General features: G+C 46.5%; 21 protein-coding genes. 8 read left to right on the forward strand and 13 right to left on the reverse strand.

Annotated features, from left to right (window positions below; all coding sequences use genetic code 11):
• Positions 1-2: 2 nt before the first annotated feature.
• The 6 genes from PV02_RS09910 to PV02_RS09935 form a co-directional block, all read right to left on the reverse strand.
• Positions 3-452 (reverse strand): 30S ribosomal protein S19e, encoded by a 450-nt coding sequence (locus PV02_RS09910; protein ID WP_256623250.1) that lies wholly within the window; start codon positions 450-452, stop codon positions 3-5.
• A gap of 175 nt (positions 453-627) precedes the next feature.
• A complete protein-coding gene (locus tag PV02_RS09915; RefSeq protein WP_256623251.1) occupies positions 628-1,899 on the reverse strand; it encodes an adenylosuccinate synthase in 1,272 nt (423 codons plus the stop codon).
• 46 nt (positions 1,900-1,945) lie between these two features.
• Entirely contained in the window at positions 1,946-2,305 is a 360-nt protein-coding gene (locus PV02_RS09920; protein WP_256623252.1) for a hypothetical protein, read from the reverse strand.
• A 71-nt stretch (positions 2,306-2,376) separates the two neighbouring features.
• The gene (locus PV02_RS09925) at positions 2,377-2,829 is read right to left on the reverse strand and encodes a metal-dependent hydrolase (RefSeq protein WP_256623253.1); all 453 of its coding nucleotides are present in this window, start codon (positions 2,827-2,829) and stop codon (positions 2,377-2,379) included.
• A gap of 59 nt (positions 2,830-2,888) precedes the next feature.
• Complete coding sequence (locus PV02_RS09930) at positions 2,889-3,782, reverse strand: CPBP family intramembrane glutamic endopeptidase (RefSeq protein ID WP_256623254.1); 894 nt, start codon at positions 3,780-3,782, stop codon at positions 2,889-2,891.
• Positions 3,783-3,795: 13 nt separating this feature from the next.
• Positions 3,796-4,686: a DUF1616 domain-containing protein gene (locus PV02_RS09935; protein WP_256623255.1), complete on the reverse strand. Its 891-nt coding sequence runs from the start codon at positions 4,684-4,686 to the stop codon at positions 3,796-3,798.
• A 251-nt stretch (positions 4,687-4,937) separates the two neighbouring features.
• Here PV02_RS09935 and PV02_RS09940 point away from each other — a divergent pair, with 251 nt between their 5' ends.
• The 4 genes from PV02_RS09940 to asnB (PV02_RS09955) all read left to right on the forward strand — a co-directional run bounded on the left by PV02_RS09940 (position 4,938) and on the right by asnB (PV02_RS09955) (position 10,493).
• On the forward strand, positions 4,938-5,204 hold the full coding sequence (locus PV02_RS09940; protein ID WP_256623256.1) for a hypothetical protein: 267 nt from the start codon (positions 4,938-4,940) through the stop codon (positions 5,202-5,204).
• A gap of 77 nt (positions 5,205-5,281) precedes the next feature.
• Complete coding sequence (locus PV02_RS09945) at positions 5,282-6,553, forward strand: lipopolysaccharide biosynthesis protein (RefSeq protein ID WP_256623257.1); 1,272 nt, start codon at positions 5,282-5,284, stop codon at positions 6,551-6,553.
• Positions 6,554-6,597: 44 nt separating this feature from the next.
• Positions 6,598-8,481, forward strand: coding sequence for a hypothetical protein (locus tag PV02_RS09950; protein ID WP_256623258.1), 1,884 nt, complete (start codon positions 6,598-6,600; stop codon positions 8,479-8,481).
• A gap of 122 nt (positions 8,482-8,603) precedes the next feature.
• Entirely contained in the window at positions 8,604-10,493 is a 1,890-nt protein-coding gene (asnB, locus tag PV02_RS09955; RefSeq protein WP_256623326.1) for an asparagine synthase (glutamine-hydrolyzing), read from the forward strand.
• A gap of 49 nt (positions 10,494-10,542) precedes the next feature.
• On the opposite strand, the gene PV02_RS09960 is transcribed toward asnB (PV02_RS09955), so the two are convergent.
• Complete coding sequence (locus PV02_RS09960; protein ID WP_256623259.1) at positions 10,543-11,556, reverse strand: GNAT family N-acetyltransferase; 1,014 nt, start codon at positions 11,554-11,556, stop codon at positions 10,543-10,545.
• A 305-nt stretch (positions 11,557-11,861) separates the two neighbouring features.
• Between PV02_RS09960 and PV02_RS09965 the strand changes: the two genes are divergently transcribed.
• Positions 11,862-13,745, forward strand: a complete 1,884-nt coding sequence (locus tag PV02_RS09965; RefSeq protein ID WP_256623260.1) for a hypothetical protein — start codon at positions 11,862-11,864, stop codon at positions 13,743-13,745.
• A 17-nt stretch (positions 13,746-13,762) separates the two neighbouring features.
• On the opposite strand, the gene PV02_RS09970 is transcribed toward PV02_RS09965, so the two are convergent.
• Positions 13,763-14,776: a GNAT family N-acetyltransferase gene (locus PV02_RS09970; protein WP_256623261.1), complete on the reverse strand. Its 1,014-nt coding sequence runs from the start codon at positions 14,774-14,776 to the stop codon at positions 13,763-13,765.
• A 351-nt stretch (positions 14,777-15,127) separates the two neighbouring features.
• On the opposite strand from PV02_RS09970, the gene asnB (PV02_RS09975) reads away from it, so the two are divergent.
• Positions 15,128-17,047 carry an asparagine synthase (glutamine-hydrolyzing) gene (asnB, locus tag PV02_RS09975; protein WP_256623262.1) on the forward strand — a complete coding sequence of 640 codons (1,920 nt, stop codon included), beginning with the start codon at positions 15,128-15,130 and terminating at the stop codon, positions 17,045-17,047.
• A gap of 54 nt (positions 17,048-17,101) precedes the next feature.
• On the opposite strand, the gene PV02_RS09980 is transcribed toward asnB (PV02_RS09975), so the two are convergent.
• From PV02_RS09980 to PV02_RS09995, 4 genes are read right to left on the reverse strand one after another with little or no spacing between them, the layout of a single operon-like run.
• Entirely contained in the window at positions 17,102-18,112 is a 1,011-nt protein-coding gene (locus PV02_RS09980) for a GNAT family N-acetyltransferase (protein WP_256623263.1), read from the reverse strand.
• Positions 18,090-19,142, reverse strand: coding sequence for a polysaccharide deacetylase family protein (locus tag PV02_RS09985; RefSeq protein WP_256623264.1), 1,053 nt, complete (start codon positions 19,140-19,142; stop codon positions 18,090-18,092). Before PV02_RS09985 ends, PV02_RS09980 begins: the two co-directional genes overlap by 23 nt.
• Before the next feature lie 21 nt (positions 19,143-19,163).
• Positions 19,164-20,201 (reverse strand): DUF354 domain-containing protein, encoded by a 1,038-nt coding sequence (locus PV02_RS09990; protein ID WP_256623265.1) that lies wholly within the window; start codon positions 20,199-20,201, stop codon positions 19,164-19,166.
• On the reverse strand, positions 20,198-20,401 hold the full coding sequence (locus PV02_RS09995; protein ID WP_256623266.1) for a hypothetical protein: 204 nt from the start codon (positions 20,399-20,401) through the stop codon (positions 20,198-20,200). Before PV02_RS09995 ends, PV02_RS09990 begins: the two co-directional genes overlap by 4 nt.
• A gap of 71 nt (positions 20,402-20,472) precedes the next feature.
• Between PV02_RS09995 and PV02_RS10000 the strand changes: the two genes are divergently transcribed.
• Both PV02_RS10000 and PV02_RS10005 read left to right on the forward strand, forming a co-directional pair.
• A complete protein-coding gene (locus PV02_RS10000; RefSeq protein WP_256623267.1) occupies positions 20,473-21,849 on the forward strand; it encodes a right-handed parallel beta-helix repeat-containing protein in 1,377 nt (458 codons plus the stop codon).
• 437 nt (positions 21,850-22,286) lie between these two features.
• Positions 22,287-25,298: a right-handed parallel beta-helix repeat-containing protein gene (locus PV02_RS10005; protein WP_256623268.1), complete on the forward strand. Its 3,012-nt coding sequence runs from the start codon at positions 22,287-22,289 to the stop codon at positions 25,296-25,298.
• A 56-nt stretch (positions 25,299-25,354) separates the two neighbouring features.
• On the opposite strand, the gene PV02_RS10010 is transcribed toward PV02_RS10005, so the two are convergent.
• The gene (locus tag PV02_RS10010) at positions 25,355-25,579 is read right to left on the reverse strand and encodes a hypothetical protein (RefSeq protein WP_256623269.1); all 225 of its coding nucleotides are present in this window, start codon (positions 25,577-25,579) and stop codon (positions 25,355-25,357) included.
• Positions 25,580-25,607: the final 28 nt, after the last annotated feature.

The following is a 25,607-nucleotide window of genomic DNA, read 5'->3' on the forward strand; positions in this document are numbered from 1 at the left end:
CCTTAGTATTTTGCAAGGCCCGGGATCTTCTCCACGAGTTCCTTCTTGACCTCGTATGCGGCATTGTCCATGAAGGACTGTCCCTGGGGGGACACTGAGCGACCGCTCTTGAGGGTCTTTACGAAACCTGCCGCTTCAAGCTGCTGCAGGGCCTCTCTTGCGATAGAGCCACTGCCCTTTACCTTGTGGTTGGGGCTTGAGCCCATGTTCTTGTTGCCGCCATATACAGAGCGCAGCCTCTCCACGCCGATGGGGCCCTGGGTATATACTGTTCTCAGGACCGCGGCACAGCGTGTGTACCACCATTCTCTGTCAGTCGGAGGCAACTCCTTGTGTGAGCCTGTCTTCACGTATGGGGCCCACTCCGGCGGGTTAACCTTGTCATTCTCTTTAAGCTTCTCTGCTACCTTAGCGATCAGCGCGGCTGCAGGAACATCATATGCAGTTGTCATATTATTCTCCTAAATACTTGATAAATATCCGTTCCGGACTCAAGGGAACAGATGTTTTGTTCGTGCTGGAGTTTGTTGTGTAAACTCTTGAGTAGTATATACGCTTTTCGGCAGATATTCGGGGAGCAGGCCATTCATCCGGCCCTGACAGTAAAGTTTCCCCGGGATTGCCTGCCTATCTCCTGAATGTCTGCTCCCTAGCAGGCCCTACGGAAACATACGTTATCGGAACGCCCATCTTCTTTTCAAGATAAAGTATGTATTTCTGTGCATTCCCAGGAAGATCATCAAAACTCCTGACGCCTGTCAGGTCGCTCTCCCAACCGGGAAGATCCTCATACACCGGCCGGCATCCTGCAAGCTCGGCAGTTCCTTCCGGAGGATAATCTATGATCCGCCCATCAAGCTCGTAAGATACACACACCCTTACCGGATCAAGCTGCGAGAGCACGTCCAGCTTTGTGAGTGCCAGGGAAGTATAACCGTTAAGATAGATAGCCTTCCTGAGCAGCGGAAGATCGAACCATCCGCAGCGCCTCGCCCTGCCGGTGGTGGTCCCGAACTCCCTGCCCACCTGCTGGATCTTCCTGCCGGTCTCATCCGTAAGCTCTGTTGGCAGAGGCCCTTCTCCCACGCGGGTTATATAAGCTTTGACAATCCCAAGTACCTCAGTGACCTTAGTAGGACCGACACCCAAGTTAGCACACGCGGAACCTGCCACAGTGCTTGAGGATGTTACGAACTTCTGTGTGCCGTGGATGACGTCAAGGTGCGTGCCCTGGGCACCTTCCGCAAGCACGTTCCTGCCTTTTTCCAGCGCCTTGTTTATCTCGTAGGACACATCCGTAATATAGGGAGCAAGCCTGCGTCCCAGTCCCAGGTACCTGTTAACAAGTTCTTCTCTTGTCACAATAGAAGGGTCGCCATCAAGCTCCCTGATGGCGGCCTCTTTTGAGGAGGCAAGTTCGGAAAGCCTTCTCTTCAGCCTTTCCGGGTCCGCCAGGTCAGCCATGCGGATCTCATCCCTGGCTACCTTGTCAATATAAGCAAAACCAATACCTCGCTTGGTCGTACCGATCTTCTCTGTCCTCCTGGACTCCTTCAGGCCGTCAAGTTCCACATGGTAAGGCATGATGATACTGGTCTTGGCATCAACCCCGAGCTTTTCAGGGGTCAGCACAATGCCACCCTCCGCCAGCATATCCATTTCCTGCGCAAGCACTTCCGGGTTGAGCACCGTGCCGGGACCTATCAGCACCCTGGAATCCAGAAGGAAACCGGAAGGAATAAGGTGAAGCTTGTAGACATCCTCTCCCACCTTCACAGTGTGTCCCGCATTGTCCCCTCCCTGGAAGCGGACGACCAGGTCATAGTCCCCGGACATGAGGTCAACTATCTTTCCTTTGCCTTCATCGCCAAACTGCGCACCTGTAATGATCGTGAACATGGATGCAGGATTAAGCCTGCTGGCTTAATAAAGTTTTGATTGCAGCTTATAGGTCCTCGTCAAAGACCACCATGCGAGTGCCCTCATCAAAACTCGCCGAACTGCCTGCCTTATAGCATCTAAGGGTTCTGGCTATCCTCATATCTATAAGGGTATCAATGAGCTTCTCAGCCAGGCTCAGGGTTACATTGAACTCTGACTGGAGCATATATATGGCATCAGGCCTTTTGATGGAAAAATTGCAGAAAGCAGACCTTTTATCCGAAGTGCAGGAAGAGTAGCCCTCACACCGGGCAACACGGGAGCTGTTCTTGAAATGGATAGCGAGCCCCTGCCATGAATGAACGTTATGCATGCCTTTAATACCATATATATTGGATTTAGTGCGCTCTTTGGGGCCTATCATAAATAAGGAATATATCCTTATTTTATAATTATTTTTGCTATAAAAGCTGGTGTCATCATGAGTTGACACCATTATATGAAGAATGAATAGAACACACTGAAAGGCTCTGTATGGAACGGATACAGGTAATAGATACTGCCCGCTGCCAGATCATCCAGCATCAGATGAGATGCAAAGCCTGCGCCTGCAAATAACGCCACGGACATGGCTTTTGTGTGTTCCCTGTAGGTAAGGTAACCCATAGCCATAGCGAGGAAGAATACCGTCAGGCCAAAGAACAGGGAATGCGTTGGTATCGGACCAATCGTCACATGTTTGAGATTGCCGTGAAGGAAGAAGTTCCACAATGCCGGCACGTCCGGGAAAAGAGAGCCAAGGCTTCCTGCGGCAAACAGAAGTCCCAGATGCTTCGTATCGCTCAGCTGTACTACCTTACCTTTGAAGCGCATCACTGCTATCCCAAGCACGCCGGCCAGGAAAGTGCAGAAAGTGAAAAAGAGGAGATGACCCGGAGGATATGGCATGCATCTACACATCCTTCGATTCAGGATATCCCAGAGAATCGTTCATGGCCCCTGCCCCATCACAGCATTACAAGTGGCAGTAATACGAACAGCACTATGTTGGCGACGCCATGGGCCACTGCGACCAGCGGCAGGCTCCGTGTCCTCTGGAACAGGTACCCCAGAACTATACCTACAACAAAAATATAGGCCATCTCGGTGATCTCGCCGTAAATAGAGTGCATTACCCCGAAGAGAAGGCTTGCCGCTAGCAGGCCGGGCGTCAAACCAAACAGTCCCTCAAGTTTGACCTGTATAAGGGACCTGAATATGAACTCCTCTATTAACCCGACATACAGGAAAACCACACTGGCAAATACAAGGATGAACGGGTCGGACAGGCCGGGTATCAGATAACTGGAGCCTATTATAAGGTACTCTCCTGCACCCAGCAGAGCACCCAGAACAATGCCTATGGGAATGTATGCCACAAGTCTTTCATACACGATCCCAAGTTGCACGTCAGTCAGTCCCTGATGCCTTATCATCAGGTAGACAGGTATCAGCATAGGTATATACACAACTACGAAAAGCAGCAATGATGCATCCGAGATAGGCATTGATACGTTGACCAGCCTGAGCAGAGGCAGAAGCATCAATGCCTGGAGAGCATATACCGTCTCGCGTTCCCTGATAACGGATAAAAGCAGAGGGATGCTTATAAGCAACAGGAAGTGCAGGGAGATACCGCCCTTGACATTCCCGGAGAAGAGAAGCAGCTCGGCAAGTATGATGGCCAGGACAAAAGCCCCAACTGTCCTTCCTGAAGACAGCGATTGAGAAAAGCTCAGCCTGTAAAGGTTGTCCTGCCCGTAGCCTTCGTTATCCGGCTGAAGCTTTATTTTTTTCCACTCAAGGATTTTCTGCTTTTTTGTAAATGCATCTGTATGATGCGAATCATCCTCATACTCCATTTTGCTCCCCCTGTTAATCGTCCCCTGTCCCATCCTGCACATCCAGCCACAGGTAAAGTTCCCTGTAAGGTTCGGAAAGTTCTGTATCCTTGTAAAGAAGGAACTGCAACTTCATGCCATTACCGTAAACATCTGGCTTGAAGGTTACTTCACTTTCCCATCTTTCATCATTCCCGAGATGTATATCCTCACCTGCAGCCTGCGAGGGGAGAGGTTTTCCATCAAGCAGGATCTCCAGTCTGTAATCAACAGATCTTTCTTCCTGGTTCACTATACCCACCATTACGCTACCGCTGTCACCAATACTTAAGTTTGTCGGATATCCGCTTGAAGTCCCATCCGGCCCCAGCAGGTAGAACTCAGTGAATCCTACCTTTGGCTTGGGGTTCTCAATGACATATGCTACAGTCACAGCCGAGATAAGTACGGCGAATACCAGGGATATTCTCAGTACAGATTCAAGCCGCGAGTGTCTTCCTGAGAGAAAACTTACAGGTGGCCGGTATAGTGAACTGAGGGAAGGTGAGAAAGCCATTCCTTCAGGCAGCCTGTGACGCCGTATGAATGCAACCGCACACATCACCAGTATCAGTGCAGAGATGGATATCATCAGGGGCCCGACATTCATGCCCCATGGGGCAGAGAGCAGACCATATCCGATAAAAGGTACGACAGCAACACTCAGACCGATGCTGTAAGTAAATCTTTCGGCACCTGAAAGGTCATCTTTCCCGGGAAAGAGAGCAGCCACCATTGCGTATCCCGGAAGGACCAATACCATCACAATCCCAAGAAAAGCGCGCAACTCGATGATGTTCAGGAGAGGATGGAACACGAACAGATTCGTGAGCAATACACCTGAAGCTACAAGGAGAAGATCACCAGGTACCCTACTTCTAACCATAATTAAACACCACTCAATAAGCCAATAGGCATAAAGGTTTATAAAAATGTTTCAACCCGTAGAAGGAAAATCTGAGAAAATTACCGGGAGATGATAATATCAGGTATAAAATGTCCGGATTCACTTAACTTTAGTAAGAAATATTGCTCCATACAATTCCATGACAGTAAATGTTAAGTCTTTTAACTGAATATTAGGATTGGGATTTTAAACTAAGGGTTGAGTGTACAATAAAAGGTTGAGTGTGTGATATGGAAATAGTTCTTACCCATCCAAGCGTACTTATAGACCTGTCTTCGGTCGAGAACTTAAGTATGTATAGCAATCTGGGACTGTCAGAATATAGCAGCTTCGGGGTTGCTGCTTTTGTAATACTGCTTGCTTCCAAGAAGGTCCTGAAAGAATCTGACAGGTGGAGCCCGGATATAAGTTCCGCCCTGCAGATGGCCATTCTGCCGTTAATGATAGCATTCATTGCAATATTTGCCTTCAACATCATGAGATTTGCCGGGCAATGACCTGGGGCTCTCTCCGTCAAACGTATGGGGAACGGCACGTAAAAGCATCAGGGAGTAGCATTTGAAGTGGTACTAACATGAGTAAATCATATCTGCTGGAATCTGTAAGAACAAGGACCACATGGAATACAGAAGATCTGTTTGACAGTATGAGGGATCCTCTTTACAGGAACTCGGCCTTTCTTGTGATGGGCAGACTGTTGAATGTGGGCGTAGGATTCTTTTTCTGGCTGATAGCAGCCAGGCTGTATCAGACTGCAGAGGTCGGCGTAGCAACTGCCCTGATATCATCGGTCACGCTAATCATGTTCATTGCGAGCTTTGGTTTCAATTTCTCACTTATAAGGTTCATAAAGATAAGCGGGAAAGAGAGCGTACTCAACACGTCTATATGTATTACCACCGTAGCTGCCGTGGTAGTAGGAGTAACATACCTGTTGCTGCTGGATATCTTTTTTGAGAACAGTGCCCTCATACAGGATACCTCCTACGGGATGTTCTTCTTGCTCACAGTGGTAATGCACTCAATATTCTTCATTACCGGGGAATCGTTCAAGGCGCTCCGTGACACAAAGGACTACTTTATGCAGAACACGGTGCTTTCCGCAAGAGTGATACTACTGTTCCCTCTTGTGTTCCTTGGAAGCTTTGGTATATTTGGTGCTATTGGGATTACATACTTCCTGGCAACAGTCTATAGCGTGATCGTGCTGAGCAGGAGGGTGAAACTTAACTTAAGGATAGACAGGGAATTCTTAAGCAAATCTTTCAGTTTCTCCTCGGGCAATTATATCTCGAACCTGCTCTATGAAAGCCCTTCACTACTGATGCCCCCGATAATACTGAGCCTAATAGGTAAACAGGAGGCAGCTCTTTATTATATAGCCATGGCAGTGAGCAGTCTTATATGGATAGCGCCGATGTCCCTGAGTGCCTCGCTCTTCATCGAGGGCAGTTACGGGGAAAACCTGAAGAAGAATGTCGTCAAATCCGGAAAAGCAATACTTGTTGTCCTTGTGCCCAGCATTATATTCATTTACCTGTTTGGAGGTTTCGTACTGGAAATATTTGGCCGGGACTACGTTGAAGCCCTGCCACTGCTGCATATACTGGTACTCTCAAGTTTCTTTGTGGCTCTGCATGACATGTTCATTCCCATCCTGAATATAAAGATGAGGGTGAGCAACCTGATAAAACTCAATTTCGTGAGGTTTTGCCTTTTGCTTGGATTATCTTATATATTCCTCCGGGATTACGGAATCATAGGATTCGGCTATGCATGGATGATAACTCATATCCTTCTTACCGTAATAACACTCTGGCTTTCGAGGAAAGAGGGATGGATTTAAATCATTGGATGAAAATTTAATATAGGTTTAAGGTGGGTTGGTGTATGGGGAATCTTACCAATAGATATTATAAGACGTATAGCGCTATTCTTATAGGGAGTTGCGCACTTGCAATACTGGGCGTGTCACTGCCGTTGTTATTCGGACAGGCAAATCTGGCCATGCTTGGCTCTTATTTGGCTATCCCAATGATCCTGGCCCCGATACTCTACGTGAGACAGAAGAACAATAAGGACTATTTCAGTGAAATAGACAGCAAATATTACTATCTCTTCCCGGCGCTCTTCTTCGTATTCTTTGCCATATCTATAGCACTGCTTTACTTTAATGCGATCAGGCCTTACAGCTATTATGCAGTCATAACCGTAATGGCCACATTGATCCTTGCCCAGATCCTTTTCTTCCCGACTGCAAGAAGCAGGACAGTGCTGATACTTTTTCAGTCTAGCCTCTTACTGCTCGACCTTATATGGGGAGTTAACCTGAACTACTTTTTCTCCATCGAAAGGACGGACTCCTTCTTCCACTCATGGATGATACAGATACTGGTGGAGGAAGGAACCATCAACGAGAGTTTTGACCTGTACAGGGCATTTCCTCTGTGGCACATCCTCTGCGCCGCGATCTACAAGATCAGTGCCATGGATATGTCGTATTACAAGGCCATGTACCTGATCAACGGCCTGATCTTTGCAGCCATACCCCCAGGGGCATATATCCTTGCAAGGAAACTGTTCACCGAGGAAAAGATAGCACTGCTCGCTGCCCTTTTTGTATCCTTCTATCCGGACGTGCTCAAATACGGGATAGCAGCACTTGCAAGAAGCCCCATCTCCTTCTTAGGCATACTGCTTGTGATCACACTGCTGTACCACCGGAGCTTTGCTGCCACCCTGATGGCTATTGCGATGACAATATCCATAATCGTGTTCCATACGGTATCCATCCCGTTTGTACTGGTGGTACTTGCAGTACTATACCTGCTCCAAAGGATATATGTTGCCATAAGCGAACACCAGACAGTGGACATTGATTACATGGCGTTTGCAGTTGCTGCGATGTTAGCCTACTGGATGTATATCTCCCTGGACCTTTTTGCGACCCTTATAGGAAATATAATGGCCTCGGCCCCTGATGAGATCACAGCAACAGGAGTGTTCCTTGCCCCCCTGAATGAACTTTTCAATTACCTTCACTACTCACCGCTTCTCTTCTTCTTGCTCATCGGGACACTGGAATCATTAAGGAAAGATCACATCTCACACACTGCAAAGGTTATATGTCTGGCAGCGTTGCTGTTCACTGCATTCTCCTTTCCGGGCCCGAGCCTGCTCATTACCAAACTGGGAGGTAACTTCAACATTGACAGGTTCGGAGAATACGTGTTCTTCCTGATAGTCCTTGCAGTATCGCTGGGTTTCTATACCATCTATGCCAGGTCCAAGAGACCCTTAAAGAGTGCCCTTATAGTCCTTTTCATGATACTGGTGTTCCTTTCGGTTTCCAACGACTTCATCGCTTCGGACAACCCGCTTGTCAAACGGCCTTTCTATACATTCTACCTGACGGAAGAAGAGGTAAATGGCTTTGATCACGCCGGCAACACATCAAAAGGCTTTGTGATGTCAGACTTTATCACGTACAGGTATATGGAGACCACACCTTACAGGGAAAGAGGCCATATGCTGGAAGTGGACCCAAACAGCCTGGACTTCCTCAGGAGTGGGCCTTCCGACCTTATACTGATACGGAAAGGGGAACTTGGGGAAAGACCTCTGAGATTCCTTATCAGTGAGGAAGGATTCATAAAAAGGCCCAGCATGAGCTCGGTATTGGAATATTATTACTCCGACAATGAACAATTGTGGTCATCCCTTGAAGAGTACAACAGGATATACGATTCAAGCAGTATTGCAACTTACATATGAAGATACAAAGAAGGATGAATGGGAATAATAGATCAGAAGGTAATATAATGGCAGAAATAATGGTTTTAGCCGGGGTCTGCATAATCTTATAACTGATTAAAATTAAGATAGTGTGTGGTAAAATGTGCGGGGTTACGGGGTTTAATTGGAAAAATGAGCGGCTGCTACATAAGATGGGCGAAGCTATCAGGCACAGAGGGCCTGATAGTGAAGAGACGTATGTGGATGGGAGCGTCTCACTGGGGCATAGAAGACTGACAGTGTTCAACCCGTCGGGAGATGGCCATCAGTCCATGCCCAGCGAGGATGGAAGCCTTGTTATATCGTTCAATGGGAGGATCCATAATTATTCAGAATTGCTGGATGAAACGGCATCCGGAGGAGATAGCCTGAAAAGCCGGGGTGATGCGGAACTTATACTGGATTGCTATAAGGAATATGGCACCGACTGCGTGCAGCATTTCAATGGCATGTGGGCTTTCTGCATCTATGATAAAGCAAAGCAGACACTTTTTCTTAGCAGGGACAGGTTCGGGATCAAGCCCCTGTACTATTATTACGATGGCAGTTCCTTCATTTTCGCCTCGGAGATCAAGGCCATCCTCGAGCACGACATACCCCGCAAGGAAAACAGGGAGATAATATTCGATTACCTTTACTACAACCTGACAGATCACACGGAGGACACCTTTTTCGAGGGCATCAGGAGACTTATGCCAGGGCATAACCTTGTCTTTGATCTCAGGAACGGGAAAATGGAGATCAGCGAGTATTATAATATCAGGGCACGGATCCGAAGAACTCCAGCGGACTATGAAAAGATAAGAGAACTGTTCACGGGTTCAGTTAGAAGATCTGTCGCTTCAGATGCACCTGTAGGCAGTTGCCTGAGCGGAGGGATCGACTCCTCATCGATAGTCGTCACCATGAGAAAAGTAGACCCAGACGCCCTTATAAAGACATTCTCCATGAAGTTCCCGGGGAAGAACATCGATGAAAGCATGTATCAGAAAGATGTCAGCAGGAAGGCAGGTGCTTTGAACTACTCCGTAACTCCCGAACCTGCAGAGCTCATGCGGGATCTTGAAGACCTGTTCATGACACAGGAGGAGCCATTCAGCGGAACAAGCGTGTACGGGCAGTACAGGGTCATGAAGCTTGCAAAGGATAATGGTGTCACTGTCCTGCTGGATGGTCAGGGGGCTGACCAGGTCCTTTCGGGAAGCAGCTATTTTAACGGTTACTATTACTATGAGCTGATGAAAAGACTGGATATTGTCAACCTTTTAAGGGAAGCAAGCCAGAGCTATCATAAATCCAGATGCCTTTCCCCGTTGATGTACCTGTTCCTGCGCGTGGCTCCTGAAGATATAAAGAGGTCCCTTTACAACCACCATAAGGTTCCTTACCTCGCCAGGAGCTTCATTAAAGAGAACGAACACCGCAAAGATATCCGGTGGTACCTTTCCTCACTGGATGAGGCTGTCTGCGGCAGTGTCAGCCTGTATGCTCTGCCGCACCTGCTGAGGTTCCTTGACAAGAACTCCATGCGGTTCTCAATTGAATCCAGGCTTCCCTTCCTTGACCATGTTTTAGTGGAGTACCTGCTTTCCCTGCCTTCGGCACAACGGATAAACAACGGAGTTACAAAATATGCATTCAGGAAAGCTATGGAAGGGGAACTCCCGGAAAGCGTGCTTGCAAGGCACGACAAGATAGGTTTCGCAACACCTGAGGAGAGCTGGCTGAACGAAAAGAGGATCAGGGACTTTGTCTACCGCATCATAGATTCTGAAGATTTCAGGTCAAGGGATTTCTGGAGCTGGGCCCTGGTGAAAGACATGTTCAAAAAGCTTCATTCCGGCGAATCCCAGAACATCTTTGTGGGGACAGAAATATGGAGGTGCATATCGGTGGAACTGTGGATGAGGATGTTTATAGAAAGAAAGGGATTCCCAGCCACTCCAGAAGAAAGCGGTATAAAGGTGCCCATTTATAGCCCGATCCTATAAATAGGTCTCATCTGTTCCCACCGCTCCCTGGCAAGCATAAGAAGAGAGCTCACATGAGTGAACTGCTCTTCTTGTACAGGTTGAGGTATACCCACTCGGCCACAACCCCAATGTTCCTGCGCCTGAATACCCTGTAATTTGTCTCAAGGGAAGGATTAAAGCGTGATTTAAAAGAGCAAAGCCGCTGTGTGTCAGCTCCTCCTATCTCGAACATGCGGCCTGTTTCCCTGGCTATTTTGACAAGTTCCCAGAATATAAGCTCATTGACAGGCAGGTTCACATCAGGTTTGGGTGTGCCCAGCCATGAGATCACCTTGTCCTTGTATATAATGACGATACTGGACCCTATGATATTGCCATTTTCGTCATACACGTAATATAACTTTATATTAGCAGGATACAGTCGAAGGAGGTCTGCAAGATAATCCATATTCATGATCGGGAATCTTATACCCTGTTCCTCATATCTTTTAGATAACAGATCCGAAAACAATGAGAGGTCATTGCTCTCTTTCATCTCCATATTGAACTTGTTTTTCCGGATCTTGTTTATCATGTTCCTCGTCGATCGGCTGAATCCGCTGAATATGTCATCCAGGGGAGCATCAGTAGGAATATAATAAGTGAACAGAGGGTCAACTGAATAACCATTCCATTTGAACTCCCTGATGTCATCCAGAGACGGTGTCAACTGGAAAGACACATAGGCAGGAGATATTTCTTCAAGTCTTTCGGTTACTAGTTTTATAATCTCCCTGAGGCGGACCTCCTTGCCGTTCTGTGTAAGATCGGCATAGTCTGAACTCATTATAAATCCCATGTATGGTACCCCTGTGCGCGGGGGTGGAGAGAGTGCCACGTTCAACCCGTAATTTGTCTTCAGGAAAGCCGGAAATATACATATCAGGTTATCATCGCTATACATAGCATAAGGAAGCAAAGTGTAACCTGTATGCTTCTCAATGGCCTTCAGAAAACCCCATTTATGAAAAAGAGTCCCATATGGACTACTGTCGACAAAATCGTCCCATATGCTGGAATCATCTATAACCAATAATTGCATCATCCCCTCCCAAATATCAAAGAATAATCCTTATACACTGATGATAAAGCGCCCCGGACATAAAGCCATCCCAAAGCCATATCCTGAAAGGGCGATCCTCATAGACAGAAGTTTATCCAGGCATTTACACATTACTGTAATCCTATGCAATATCTGTTTATACGCTCTTTTATTTAACTATTCACTTATCGGTCTTTAGGACCAATCTTTTACTGCACATGATTAATTATAGAGAAATAATTGCAGCTGCTGAAAAGAGGAACGGGTTTTATAGCTGAAGCCTAATATAAGACTAGGGTTGGTGCATGGGGAATCTTACCAATAGATATGATAAGACGTATAGCGCTATTCTTTTAGGGAGTTGCGCACTTGCAATACTGGGCGTGTCATTGCCATTGTTATTCGGACAGGCAAATCTGGCCATGCTTGGCTCTTATTTGGCTGTCCCAATGATCCTGGCCCCGATACTTTACGTGAGACAGAAGAACAATAGGGACTATTTCAGTGAAATAGACAGCAAATATTACTATCTATTCCCGGCGCTCTTCTTCGTATTCTTTGCCATATCTATAGCACTGCTTTACTTTAATGCGATCAGGCCTTACAGCTATTATGCAGTCATAACCGTAATGGCCACATTGATCCTTGCCCAGATCCTTTTCTTCCCGACTGGACGAAGCAGGTCCATGCTGATACTCTTCCAGTCAAGCCTCCTACTGCTTGACATCATATGGGGAGTGAGCCTGAACTACTTTTTCTCCATTGAGAGAACTGACTCCTTCTTCCATTCATGGATGATCCAGATACTTGTGGAAGAAGGGACCATCAACGAGAATTTCGACCTGTATAGGAATTTTCCCCTGTGGCATATCCTCTGCGCCGCGATCTACAAGGTCAGTGCCATGGATATGTCGTATTATAAGGCCATGTACCTGGTCAACGGAGTTATTTTTGCAGCCATACCTCCGGGAGTGTACATACTCTCAAAGAAACTGTTCACCGAGGAAAAAGTAGCTCTGCTCGCTGCCCTCTTTGTGTCCTTCTATCCTGAAGTGCTCAAATACGGGATAGCCGCACTTGCAAGAAGCCCCATCTCCTTCTTAGGCATATTGCTCGTGATCACACTGCTGTACCACAGGAGCTTTGCTGCCACCCTGATGGCTATTGCCATGACGATATCCATAATTGTGTTCCATACGGTATCAATTCCTTTCTTGCTTGCGGTGTTTGCAGTACTATACCTGCTCCAGAGGATATACGGCGTAGTAAGCGAACAAGAGATAGTGGACGCCGATTACTTGGCATTTGCAGTTGCTGCAATGTTAGCCTACTGGATGTATATCTCTATAAGCCTTTTCGAAACGATCATTAACAACATAACGGCTTCAGCTCCTGACGAGGTTTCAACTAGAGGCGTTTTTCTGGCTCCTCTTAACGAGCTGTTCAATTACCTTCACTATTCACCGCTTCTCTTCTTCTTGCTCATCGGGACACTGGAAGCATTGAGGAAAGATCGTATACCACATGGTGTAAAAGTTGTATGTATTGCCGCATTACTTTTCACTGCTGTATCTTTTCCTGGCCCGGGTCTGCTCATCACCAAACTGGGCGGCAACTTTAATATTGACAGGTTTGGAGAGTACGTCTTCTTCCTGATAGTCTTTGCCGCATCCTTTGGTTTCTACACCATTTATACCAGATCCAGGAGACACTTAAAAAGCACTTTGATAATACTTTTCATGATACTGGTGTTCCTTTCGGTTTCCAATGACTTCATCGCTTCGGACAATCCGCTTGTCAAACGGCCGTTCTATACATTCTACCTGACGGAAGAAGAAGTAAATGGCTTTGATCACGCCGGCAATACATCAAGAGGCTTTGTGATGTCAGATTTCGTTACAACCAGATACATGTATTTCACATACTACAGAGAGAAAAGCCATATACTCGAAGTAGATAACCAAACACAGAATATCGTCAAGGGCAATGATTCAGATCTGGTTCTCATAAGAAAAGGGGAGCTTGAGAGAAGACCGCTGAGATTTTATATAGCGGAGAAAGGATTTATCAAGGAGCCCAGCATCGATGATTCCTTGGAATACTACTATCCTAGTAATAAGAAGTTGTGGTCTTCTCTGAATAAATATGATAAGATATACGACTCAAGCAGCATCTCAACTTACATATGAAAAACAAAGGAAAGCGTTCACGTTAGTGAACTGCTCTTCTTATAGAGGTTCAGGTAGGCCCATTCTGCCACAACCCCAATGCTGCTACGCCTGAATACCCTGTAACTTGTCTCAAGGGAGGGGTTAAAATGGGACTTAAAAGAACATAGCCTTCGGGTATCAGCTCCACCTATCTCAAAAACACTATTTGTGTTCTTGGCCATCTTGATGAATTCCCAGAATATGAACTCATTGACAGGCAGGTTCACATCCGGCTTTGGAGTTCCAAGCCAAGAGATCAGCTTGTTTTTATACATGATAGCTAAATTGGACCCTACGATAACGCCTTCCTCATCATATACGTAGTATAGCCTGATATTATCTGGGTACAGATGGAGCAGGTCTGCAAGGTATTCCATACTTATGATCGGAAGCTTTAAACCCTGCTCCTTATATCTTCTCGACAGCAGATCAAAGAAAGGAGCAAGCTCAGTGCTCTGTACCATTTCTATGCCGAACTTTTTACTATTGATTCCCCGTATCAGACGCTTTGTTGAGCGGCTGAATCCCTTGAGTATGTCATCCAGGGAAGCATCAGTAGGAATATAATAAGTGAACAGAGGGTCCACCGAATAATCGTTCCATTTGAACTCCCTTATATCACTGAAAGCAGAAGGCAGCTGAATGGACAGATAAACAGGAGATAGTTTATCAAGCTTTTCTGTGATACCTTTCACAATCTCCTTTAAGCGGGCTTCTTTACCGTTCTGTGTAAGTTCGACATAGTCTGAACTCATTATAAATCCCATGTATGGTATCCCCGTACGTGGAGGGGGTGAGAAGACCGCACTTACTCGGTAATTGGACTTCAGAAAAGCCGGGAATACGCCTGCCAATGTGTCCTTTACGTAGATGCCGTAAGGAAGCAAGATATAACCTGTATGTTTTTCAATGGTCTTCAGAAAATCCCATTTGTGAAAAAGAGTCCCATATGGACTACTGTCAACAAAATCGTCCCATATGCTGGAATCATCTAGAGTCGATATCTGCATTATTCTCTCCTATTCTTCAACCAAAAAGATATTTTACTGTAAATGTGAAATATTCCGGTATCCTTAGGCCGGATCAGTTTGACCGGAGGCATTATTAATAGCGCCTCGGATGAACTGTTTACTTGCTAGTCAGAGCTGACTGTTATTACCCTATAAAGAATATCTAACTACCCACTTAATAGCTTTTTGAAGCAATGATTACATAATACACTTCTATCGGCGGCTTATCAAGGATTTATGCCCCGGTAGAAATGTTTTCCAGAATCCCGTTATAAGTAGAATGCACTATGCAAACATGATACGGATCAGAAATTGTTATAAGGGAACAGCCACAGTATAATGTGTGGTAAAATGTGTGGGATTACAGGGTTTAACTGGAAGGATGCGAAGCTACTTCAAAATATGTGCGATGCCATAAGGCACAGGGGACCTGATGATGAAGGAGCCTATGTGGACGACAGTGTGTCGCTTGGACACAGGAGACTGTCCATACTGGATCTTTCCGAGAAGGGGCACCAGCCTATGTATAGCGAGAACGGGGACCTGGTCCTGATCTATAACGGAGAAGTCTACAACTTTTTAGAGATAAAGGAAGACCTGCTGGAAAAGGGCCATCATTTCAACAGCAGGACTGATACGGAGGTCATACTTCACAGCTACCAGGAATATGGCACCGACTGCGTACAGCATTTCAATGGCATGTGGGCCTTCTGCATCTATGATAAAACAAAGCAGACACTTTTCCTTAGCAGGGACAGGTTCGGGATCAAGCCCCTGTACTATTACTACGATGGCAGTTCCTTCATTTTCGCCTCGGAGATCAAGGCCATCCTCGAACACGACATACCCCGCAAGGAAAACAGGGCGATAATATTCGATTACCTTTACTACAACCTGACAGATCACACGGAAGACACCTTTTTCGAGGGCATCAGGAGACTTATGCCAGGGCATAACCTTGTCTTTGATCTCAGGAACGGGAAAATGGAGATCAACCGGTATTACGATGTTCATGAAAGACTGGTTGAAGGTGCCAATGACAGTGACAGGCTCAGGGAGATCTTTACGGATGCAGTCCGTAAGAGACTCATTGCCGATGTCCCGGTAGGCAGTTGCCTGAGCGGAGGGATCGACTCCTCATCGATAGTCGTCACCATGAGAAAAGTAGACCCAGACGCCCTTATAAAGACATTCTCCCTGAGATTCCCGGACATGAAGATCGATGAGACCGTCTACCAGAAGGAGATAAGTGAAATGGTCAGCTCGGTCAGCCATGCTGTGACCCCCGAGCCTTCGGAGCTCATGCGGGACCTTGAAGACCTGTTCATGACACAGGAGGAGCCATTCAGCGGGACAAGCGTGTACGGGCAGTACAGGGTCATGAAGCTTGCGCAGGACAGCGGTATCAAGGTCCTGCTGGACGGGCAGGGGGCAGATGAGGTACTGGCAGGATATCACTATTTCCATGGATATTATTACTACGAACTGCTCAAGGGACTTGACATCCCGCATCTTATGAAGGAAACAAACAACTATTACTCCAAATCTGGTTCTTTGTCTCCTTTGACATACCTCCTGCTGCGCGCTACCAGTGCAGGTATGAAGAAACTCATCTATAATCACCGGAAGGTGCCCTTCCTCTCCCAGCAGTTCATCAAGGAGAACCAGGGCAGGAAGGACAGCAGATGGCATCTCTCGTCCCTGGACGAAGCCCTGTATGAGAGCCTGATGGTATACTCGCTTCCCCATCTGCTAAGGTTCGAGGACAAGAATTCCATGAGATTCTCTATCGAATCAAGGGTTCCCTTCCTCGATTATCGCTTTGTAGAGTATGCATTCTCCATGCCCTCTGAAATGAAGATACATGAAGGGGTCACCAAGTATGCGTTCAGGAAAGCCATGGAAGGAGAGCTGCCGCAAAGCATACTGTCCAGGTACGACAAGATAGGCTTTGCAACGCCTGAGCAGAAATGGCTTCAGGAAAAATCAATGATCGAGCTGATGCGCGATATAATAGCTTCGGACAGCTTCAGGTCCAGGGACTTCTGGAACGCCGAGCTTGTGGCGGACATGTACAACAGGATGCTGACAGGAGAGTCATCAGGCATCTTTGTGGGCACTGAGATCTGGAGATGCATCTCCGTAGAGCTGTGGATGCGCCTGTATATCGAAAAACAGCGCTCTTCATTGCCTGTCCCCGTACAGGCACCAGTGCCGGAACCATTGGCAGTGCTTGCTCCCGGGGAAGAGGCCGTTGAAACACTAAGCTGAGGATACCCTGCAACAGCTACGGAAAAAAGAAAAGGGAGTATGGATCACAGGATCCTACACCTCTGCAGACGTCCTCTTTCGGTGCACATTGATGTAGAACCATTCTGCCATGCTTCCTATGAGATCTTTCTTGTAGATCCTGTAATTGACATACATGTCAGGATTGAACTGTGATTTGAACGCGCAGAGGCGGGGGATATCGGCCCCTCCCATTTCCATTATCTGATAGCCTTCATTCTTGCTTTTCTTGATGAACTCCCAGAAAAGGAACTCATTGACAGGCGCTTTCACAGCAGGCTTCACACTACCCATCCACATGGTCAGTTTCCTGTGCTCGGATGTCAGCACACCCCCGATCATATTATCTTCAGCATCTGTAATGGAATAGACCTTTATTTGCGCAGGGAACAGCTGATGCAGTTCCTGGAGATATTCTTTACTGACTATGGGAAACGTGAGGCCCTGATCCCTGTACCTCTCCACCGAACTCTTATAGAACTGTCCTATATCGTTAGTCTCAACAAGCTTCATGTTATACTTATCCATTTTCTTCACGGCAGTGCGTTTTGAAGTGTTGAAGCCGTCGCATATCTCGTCGAGAGAATGTTCAAGATTGAAATAGAAAGTATAGAGAGGATCTGTTATGAAACCATTCCATTTGAAGGGCCTGACATCGGTTATGGAAGGCGTGAGGCAAACGGACACGTAATTGGGAGATAAGCTGTCCACCTCGGCGGAGAATATCTTTCCCATCTCATAGAGCCTTTGCCCCTTCTTGCTTAACTTCATATTCATGCAGTTGCGACTCAGCACAAAACCCAGGTACGGTATCCCGGATTGCGGCGGAGGGGAGAACAGCATCTTCACACCACGGATATTCCTATAGAAGAGGGGTACTACGCACATTATCTCTTCGCTTATATAAAAACCGTAAGGTAAAAGCTTATAGCCGGTATGCTTTTCAACGGTCTTAAGAAAATCCCATTTATGGAATACAGTTCCACCCGGGCTCTGGTCAATAAATCTATCCCACATATCCTTTTCATGGATAATTGATATCTGCATTTCTCCACCACTCATACATATCCCCACAACTGGTAATCCAGGCATTTTTCTGATTGCAATAATCAAGAATCTTCACATAGAGCTTTTTCCAATCCTTTAAATTGGGTGAGCTGAAAATATTGTTGTGCCACAGCACAGTTATTACACCATTATACTTGGCCCCCGTGTCAAGTATCTGTTTTGCCATCTCCCAGGCCTGGCTGAAAGAATCCGTATATTCGAAAAGGGCTATATCCATTATGTTCAGAGGTATCTCCAGGATATCCAGTGCCCGGCTTTCCTCGGTATCGTATGGCCTGAAAGGATGGCACATCCCGTTCCTGAAACCTACAACATTGTTAAAGCCTAATGTAGTGTCATACTTGAAGCCTGCCTTTGAGAGCATCTTCCATGACTGGTTGATCTTCATTCTCAAATAATGGTTCCTGAACCCTATGACAGGCCTGCCAAGGACGTTTTCAAGCCTTTGCTTCTCCCGGACCATCTCCTCATAGTTATCATAGGAATAATAACCACCATGGAGCCCGACCTCCCAGCCCCTGTCCACGATCTCCCCCATATATGTTCCGGCATCTTCTATATTATACCTGAATCTCCTCGGGTCCTTCTCAGCAGTCAGGAAATAAAAGGAGGACTTGGCGCCATACTCCTCTTCAATGTCCATTATTTCCCTGAAATTAAGGTAAGGAGACTCATGTTTGCCGTTGAATCTCCACAAGCTATGCTTCTTTAACTGCTCCAGATTCGCGCCTTTGACCGAATGCAGCATCGACAGAAGGGTATGATGGAAAGGAGGATATATGTCATCTATATCATGTGTCAGGCATACCCCGAACCTCCTCTCATCAGGCAGTTCGACCTTAAGCCCGTTCTCCACAAGCATCATGGAGGCATCCGGAGAAAGGATCTCCCTGATATCGTGCTTTTCAAGATTGCAATAACTATCAACGTATGAATGCTGGTTGAACTCGTCACCATTGGCGGTGAATCTTTTCCATACTTCCGGACGCTGTCTTATTGATCCATACATGTTCCCCACCCACAGGATCAATCACTTTCTGGACTGGCTGGAGATAAAATCCATATATGCCACTACAAAACCGGTTACATCTATCTTATCACGTATAAGGTCATCCTTCTTCTTATCCCATTCCTGCTTGGCATGCTTATTGTTGAGTATCTCCACGGCCTTCTGGAGTGCCTGTCCCGAATCATTAAAGCTGTACATCAGCCCGTACTTCTCTTCAAGTTCGGTAAAGTTACCCATTGTACCCACCAGAGATGAAACATATATCGAAGGAGTGCCGAGTATAGCACTTTCCACGGCTGTCGTACCGCCGTCACCTACATACAGGCTGGCATAGTACAGCAGGTCATGCAGCTTGTCCGGCCTCAGATGTATGCGATATTGCTCCAGTTCCGGTTCTAATTTCTGTTCTGAAGTTATGAATACTTTTCCGTATTTTCCCAGTTCCCGTACCATCTCCAGCTTATTAGTGACGCCATGCTGGCCCACATCATGGCTTGCACCCCAGGACACGAACCTTAGTACGATGATCCTTTCATTCCTGTCCAGGCCAAGGGACAAAAGGAAGTCCGGATCAGGACGGAAGTGTGCCGGATGGAGATATGCAAGTTCATGGTAGCCATTATAGCGAATCTGCTTCTTCCCGATATCAGTGACATAGGAAGTTGGTGTGAATACCATATCAGCAAAAGGAAGAGTTGCACGATTGGCAAGTTTTGCGTGCTCGGTATCCGTAAAGATCAGTGATTTTTTGTGCATCAGCCATGCAACATGGGCCACACACGGATTGAGTATGCCAGTGAGAACATCGGGATCGAACTTATAAGCTACCTTCAGCAATTTCATATCCCTTCCGGCCCACTCCTTCATCAGGTTCCCTTTACCGCTTCCCATCCTGCTTAAGACCTCATAGTTGAACCCATAGGAATCAAGCAGATCGACAGTAACGTCTTTCTCCCTGGCGGTGACAAGTACCTCATGGCCGTTCTTTTGCATTGCCCACGCAATATTCTTATAGAAATGGACATGCGCAGGATGTCCTATATCAATTAGAACTTTCATTGAACCCCCATATCTATAATACCTAACTCGTATATAATCATTTTTAAATAGTCTTTGACAAATCTTTCCGTTGCAGGCAAAACAATATTGGTCATGGAAAGCCCCTCTTCCAGGCATGAAAAGCAGGTACAGGGAATTCCAGAAGGACCCTGTCGTGAAAAAGGATTTGCAGCATCAATGTAATAAATCATAATGACCATTATTCTTTACTTTCAATAACGGAGCATATTGCAAAACGGAAATAGAATAACAAAAGCCGTAGAGCAATGAAATGAGAAACAAAGGAAAAATCCTGTCCGGGAAGTCCCTTCTGCCTGAAAAGATAGTTTTACCTCTTCTGGTCCTTGCAGTCCTGATCATACTGTACCTCACTTACGGATACTTTATCCCGGAGAAGGAGGAAGTGCCTGTGAAGGCCGATATCATAGTGACTAAGAATCAGACCATAACGGTCACGGAAGCAGGTACCGGGATAGTCATATATAATGGCACAAATGATCACGAGGCCATCAGGAAGGCGGTGAGCGCCATAGATCAGGGTATCGTACTGTTCGATGGGGGGAATTACAAGGTTGCTTCTTCCATTGTTCTCAACTCAGGCATTACAGTTATCGGAAAAGACTGCACGATAACAGGACACAGCGTATTCAGGATCTCTGATGCAGCAGATGTCACTGTAAAAGGGTTCGACTTCAGCAATCCGGATGAGAACTACGGCCGTCACTCCGGCACCAAGAGCATAATAGAAATAACTAACAGCAGAGACTGCCAGATCCTGGAGAACACGTTCAGGAACTTTGGCGATTACGGCCTGTACGTATCAACACTCTCCCCGCTTCATCACAGCACCCGCATAACCATAAAAGATAACCAGTTCCTTGATTATGGCTACTGCGGTATTATGATAGGAAAGCAGGCAAGCCAGATATTTGTCGAGGGCAACCTGTTCAGGGATATAAACACAAGGAAAATAAACCCCAACTCTTATGGGGTGGCCCTTGCAAAAGGCAGCAGCACATACAGGTATTCCGAATACATATACATCCGCAATAATGTCGTCGAGAACAATCCCATGTGGGAAGGTATCGACAGCCATGGCGCAAACCATGTCTACATCCTGGACAATACCATAACGGACTGCAGGATACCGATTTCCGTTGCCCAGATAAACAGCGATAACCTCTATCCTGAACCCGTACATAATGTCACCATCAAGGGGAACTACATCAAAGGGAATATGAGCGCAACAAAACAGGACTCGGGCATCTATGTGATCGGTGGACGTGGTTCCGGAGGGCTCATCCAGCCATACAGGGATATTATCATATCCGGTAACACTGTCAGCGATGTGAACAACTGGCTTCACTCCAATGACGGGGGAATAGTGCTGATGAATGTCGACGGTGCCAGGGTTTTTGGCAACAGGATCTCGAATGTAGGAGGAACCGGCATCAATCTGGCAGGCGCGAACAATGTTCAGGTATATGACAATGACATAAAGAAGCTTGTCCGGATATCCAAGCCTATTTACGGCATTAGTGTGTCGCAGGCCAAGGATTCGTACATAATTGATATCAGGGACAACACAATAGACATCAGAAAGAACTGCATCTATTATGATGCCGATTATGCCTTCACCCACAAATAAGCTTCATGCCTGCTTTCAATAGGTTTTTAATGACCATGCTTTTTGGTTGAGAGCTTCTGCAGACGAAAAAGTCCTGTTCACACTGCAACATTTCCGGACTTCCGATAGCTACCTAAGGAATGGGAGTTTACTATTTTTATAATCACATCTCAAATTAATATGTTTGAAGCATGCTTATGCACAAAACCCCATTAAAACTTATACTTTTTCTTCAATATGAGATAATTTATATATGAGACATAGTATATTTAGAAAAACGAGTAATAATATGTTTCAATAGATGATAATTTGCTCATCCTGAAATAACTCAGTAAAAGGAATTGCTGTAAAGTTTGGTTATGAGAAAGCAAATCACACTATCATGAACATATTTCTTGAACGGTTATATGAAAAACACGAAGGATAAAATTATAAAAAACACACAGTGGAGAGTAAAAATGGATCTTCGGAAAACAATCAGCATTTTAGCTGTTCTTTTGTTCCTTAACCTGTGTTTAGGAGCAGCAACTTCCGCAGCAGCCACCGGTGGCACTGGAGACTATTCGGTCAGCATCTCTAAAAGTTCCGGCACAACTGTTGTTAAAACCGCTGACGGAAAAACCGTCTATACCGGCACCAACGATGCTGAAGCTGTCAGGTCAGCTTTGAACTCTATAAGCCAGGGTACTATCCTGTTCAACCCCGGAACCTACACCATAAGTTCACCAGTTGTGGTCAAGTCCAACATTGAGCTGGTAGGTAATGGTGCTGTAATGAAAGGTTACACGATATTCCGGATGAATGGAGCCGCCAACATTATTATAAGAGGGTTCGAGTTCAGCAACCCTGATGCAAACTACCTTGCCCGCGCCAGCGGAGCAGGCCTTGTCGATATAATCAACAGCAAGGACATCACTGTAAGGGATAATACCTTCCGCAATTTCAGGGATTACGGAGTAAATGTTGCTGTCAGTTCCACATCCCACTACAACAGGAACATAAGCATAAAGAATAACAGCTTCCTTGATTATGGCTATGCCGGCGTGATGATAGGCAAGCAGTCCAACTATATCTACGTCGACGAGAACACCTTCAAGAACATAAACACCAGGAAACTTAATGCCAACGCATACGGCGTTGCCATTGCCAAGGGCAGTATCACCTACAAATACTCCGAATATATCTACATCAGGAAGAACCATATAGAAAACAACCCGGTATGGGAAGGCATAGACAGCCACGGTGCGAACTATGTGTATATCCTGGACAACACGGTGATCAACTGTAAGATACCTATCATAGTAGCGCAGATCAATAGTGAGGGTACATATCCCGAGCCAGTGCACCACGTGACCATTACAGGCAACTATGTCAGAGGAAACCTGAAGTCGGCAGACAAGCAGCACTCAGGTATACACGTACTTGGCGCCCGCAACAATGTCCAGCCATACCAGAATGCGATAGTGTCCGATAACACCATAGCGGATGTCAACAGCTGGCTGGTCAGCGATGACGGAGGCATAGTGCTCAGGGATGTAAAGGGAGGGACCATAGAGAACAACCAGATGTCAAACGTGGGCGGCACAGGCATATACCTGCTCAACGCGGACAGCCTCCTCATCCAGAACAACAATGTGAAGAGCATGTTCGGGATATCAGGCCCCACCAAGGGACTGAAGCTTATGCCCGTCAATAAGGACTGCACAATAACCGTTAAGAACAACGTTTTTGACAGTTCTGTGGTGTACCACTCTTACGGATACAGCAACTGGGGCTATAAATATCGTGTGAGTGTGCTGAACCAGGACACCTCCAAGTTCTATAACCCCAACGGAGTACTGCAGCTGACGATACTCAAAGAGCCGGTGCCTTCCGCACCTGCAAGCACAGATATGAACATCTACAAGAGCGGGACCACTACAACGGTCAAGGCAGCCGATGGAAAGACACTCTACAGCGGAAACAGTGATATGGATGCGATTATGGCTGCAGTGAATGCGGCAGATAAGAACACCATTGTATTCAATGAAGGTACATACAGCATCAGTTCCGCGATAGCCCTCAAGTCGGACATTACACTGCAAGGTAACAAGGCAGTGCTCAGTGGCTACAACATATTCAGGATGAATGGCCTGACAAATGTCACGGTCAGCGGTTTTGTGTTCAGCAACCCGGATGCACAATACCTCGGGCGTGCCGGGAACAACGGACTCATTGATATCCAGAACAGTAATAATGTGATTGTCAGGGATAACACCTTCCGTAACTTCAGGGACTTCGGCATATTCCTCGCTACCCGTACAGCATCCGACAGCAATAAGCAGATCACGATCAAGAACAACCAGTTCCTTGATTACGGTTATTGTGGAATTATGATAGGAAAGCAGGCAAGCCAGCTCCATATAGAGGAAAACGTCTTCAGGAACATCAATACCAGAGCCATGTATGCAAACTCCTATGGCATTGCTGTCATGAAAGCAGGCAGTTCATCGGCGTACTCTGAGTACATCTACATCCGCAACAATGTCCTTGAGAACAACCCCACCGGAGAAGCTATAGACAGTCACGGAGCCAACTATCTTTTCATTGAGAACAACGTCATCACAGACTGCAGGATGCCGATGTATATCGTCCAGGTCAACGATGACGATGCATATCCAGCCGCGCTCAGCAACCTGTCCGTGACAGGCAATACCATCAATGGAAACTATGCCGCTGAAAAACAGGACCCGGGCATCTATGTCTTCGGAGGCCGCAACAAGGCAGGAACAGTGACAAAGCCGTATCAGAATGTCGATATATCAGGCAATAAGATAAAGGATGTCAATAACTGGCTGCTGGGCAATGACGGTGCCATCGTCATGAAGGACGTTGGCGGGGCAATGCTCTCAGGCAATGAGATATCAGGTGCAGGAGGTACAGGCATCAACCTGCAGAACTCAGGTGATGTGATCGTGCAGAACAACATCATCAGCGGTCTCAGAACACTGTCAGGGCCCACCATGTGTATCAAGATGCTGCCCGTGGACAAGAAATACAATGTGCTGCTCAGGAGCAATGACCTTGATGCCTCTGCAAGCTATCACGCATATTCATACTCCACTTTCGGGTATGTATACCAGGTAAGCGTGTCTGACCAGGATGTATCTAAATTCTATTTTGCCAACGACGGCATTGAACTTATCTTCCTGGACGAGCCTTCTGGCAGTGAACTTCCGGTCGCTGATGCCAGTACAAGATATGTTAAGGCAGGCACCCCCGCTACGTTCTATGGAGGGGAATCCAGCGACAGATACGGGATAATCTCATACTCGTGGGACTTTGATGCATCCAATGGTATCCAGAAGGATGCCACCGGCATGACGGTCACACGTACTTTCGAGAAGACCGGCAGGTATGTCGTTACCCTGACAGTGAGCAATGTGAAAGGTCAGGCGGCCACAGACACTTTAACAGTGATCGTAAGCTGAGCATCCCCCGGCAGGCTGGGGACAGCAAGCTCCCAGCCTGGCTTTTTTATCTAATTCTAATAGCTCCATCTTTTAAGCGTTATTTCCCTGTATGCTGACATCGCAGATACCAGGGATGCCACCAGCCATCCCAGTCCCGCAATGAGATCCTTCTGTAAGAAGAGGCCTATTGCCAGGGCAAAGCATATTACCGTTGCAAGTGCATAGAGATCAAGGCTCTTGCTCATTTTCATGATCTCTCTGATGCTATTCTTTTTTGTCTTTTTCGTATCCGGATTCATCGCTCCACCGTAAATACCATGAGTTGCG

The organism is Methanolobus chelungpuianus, from assembly GCF_024500045.1.
Classification (GTDB): Archaea; Halobacteriota; Methanosarcinia; order Methanosarcinales; family Methanosarcinaceae; genus Methanolobus; species Methanolobus chelungpuianus.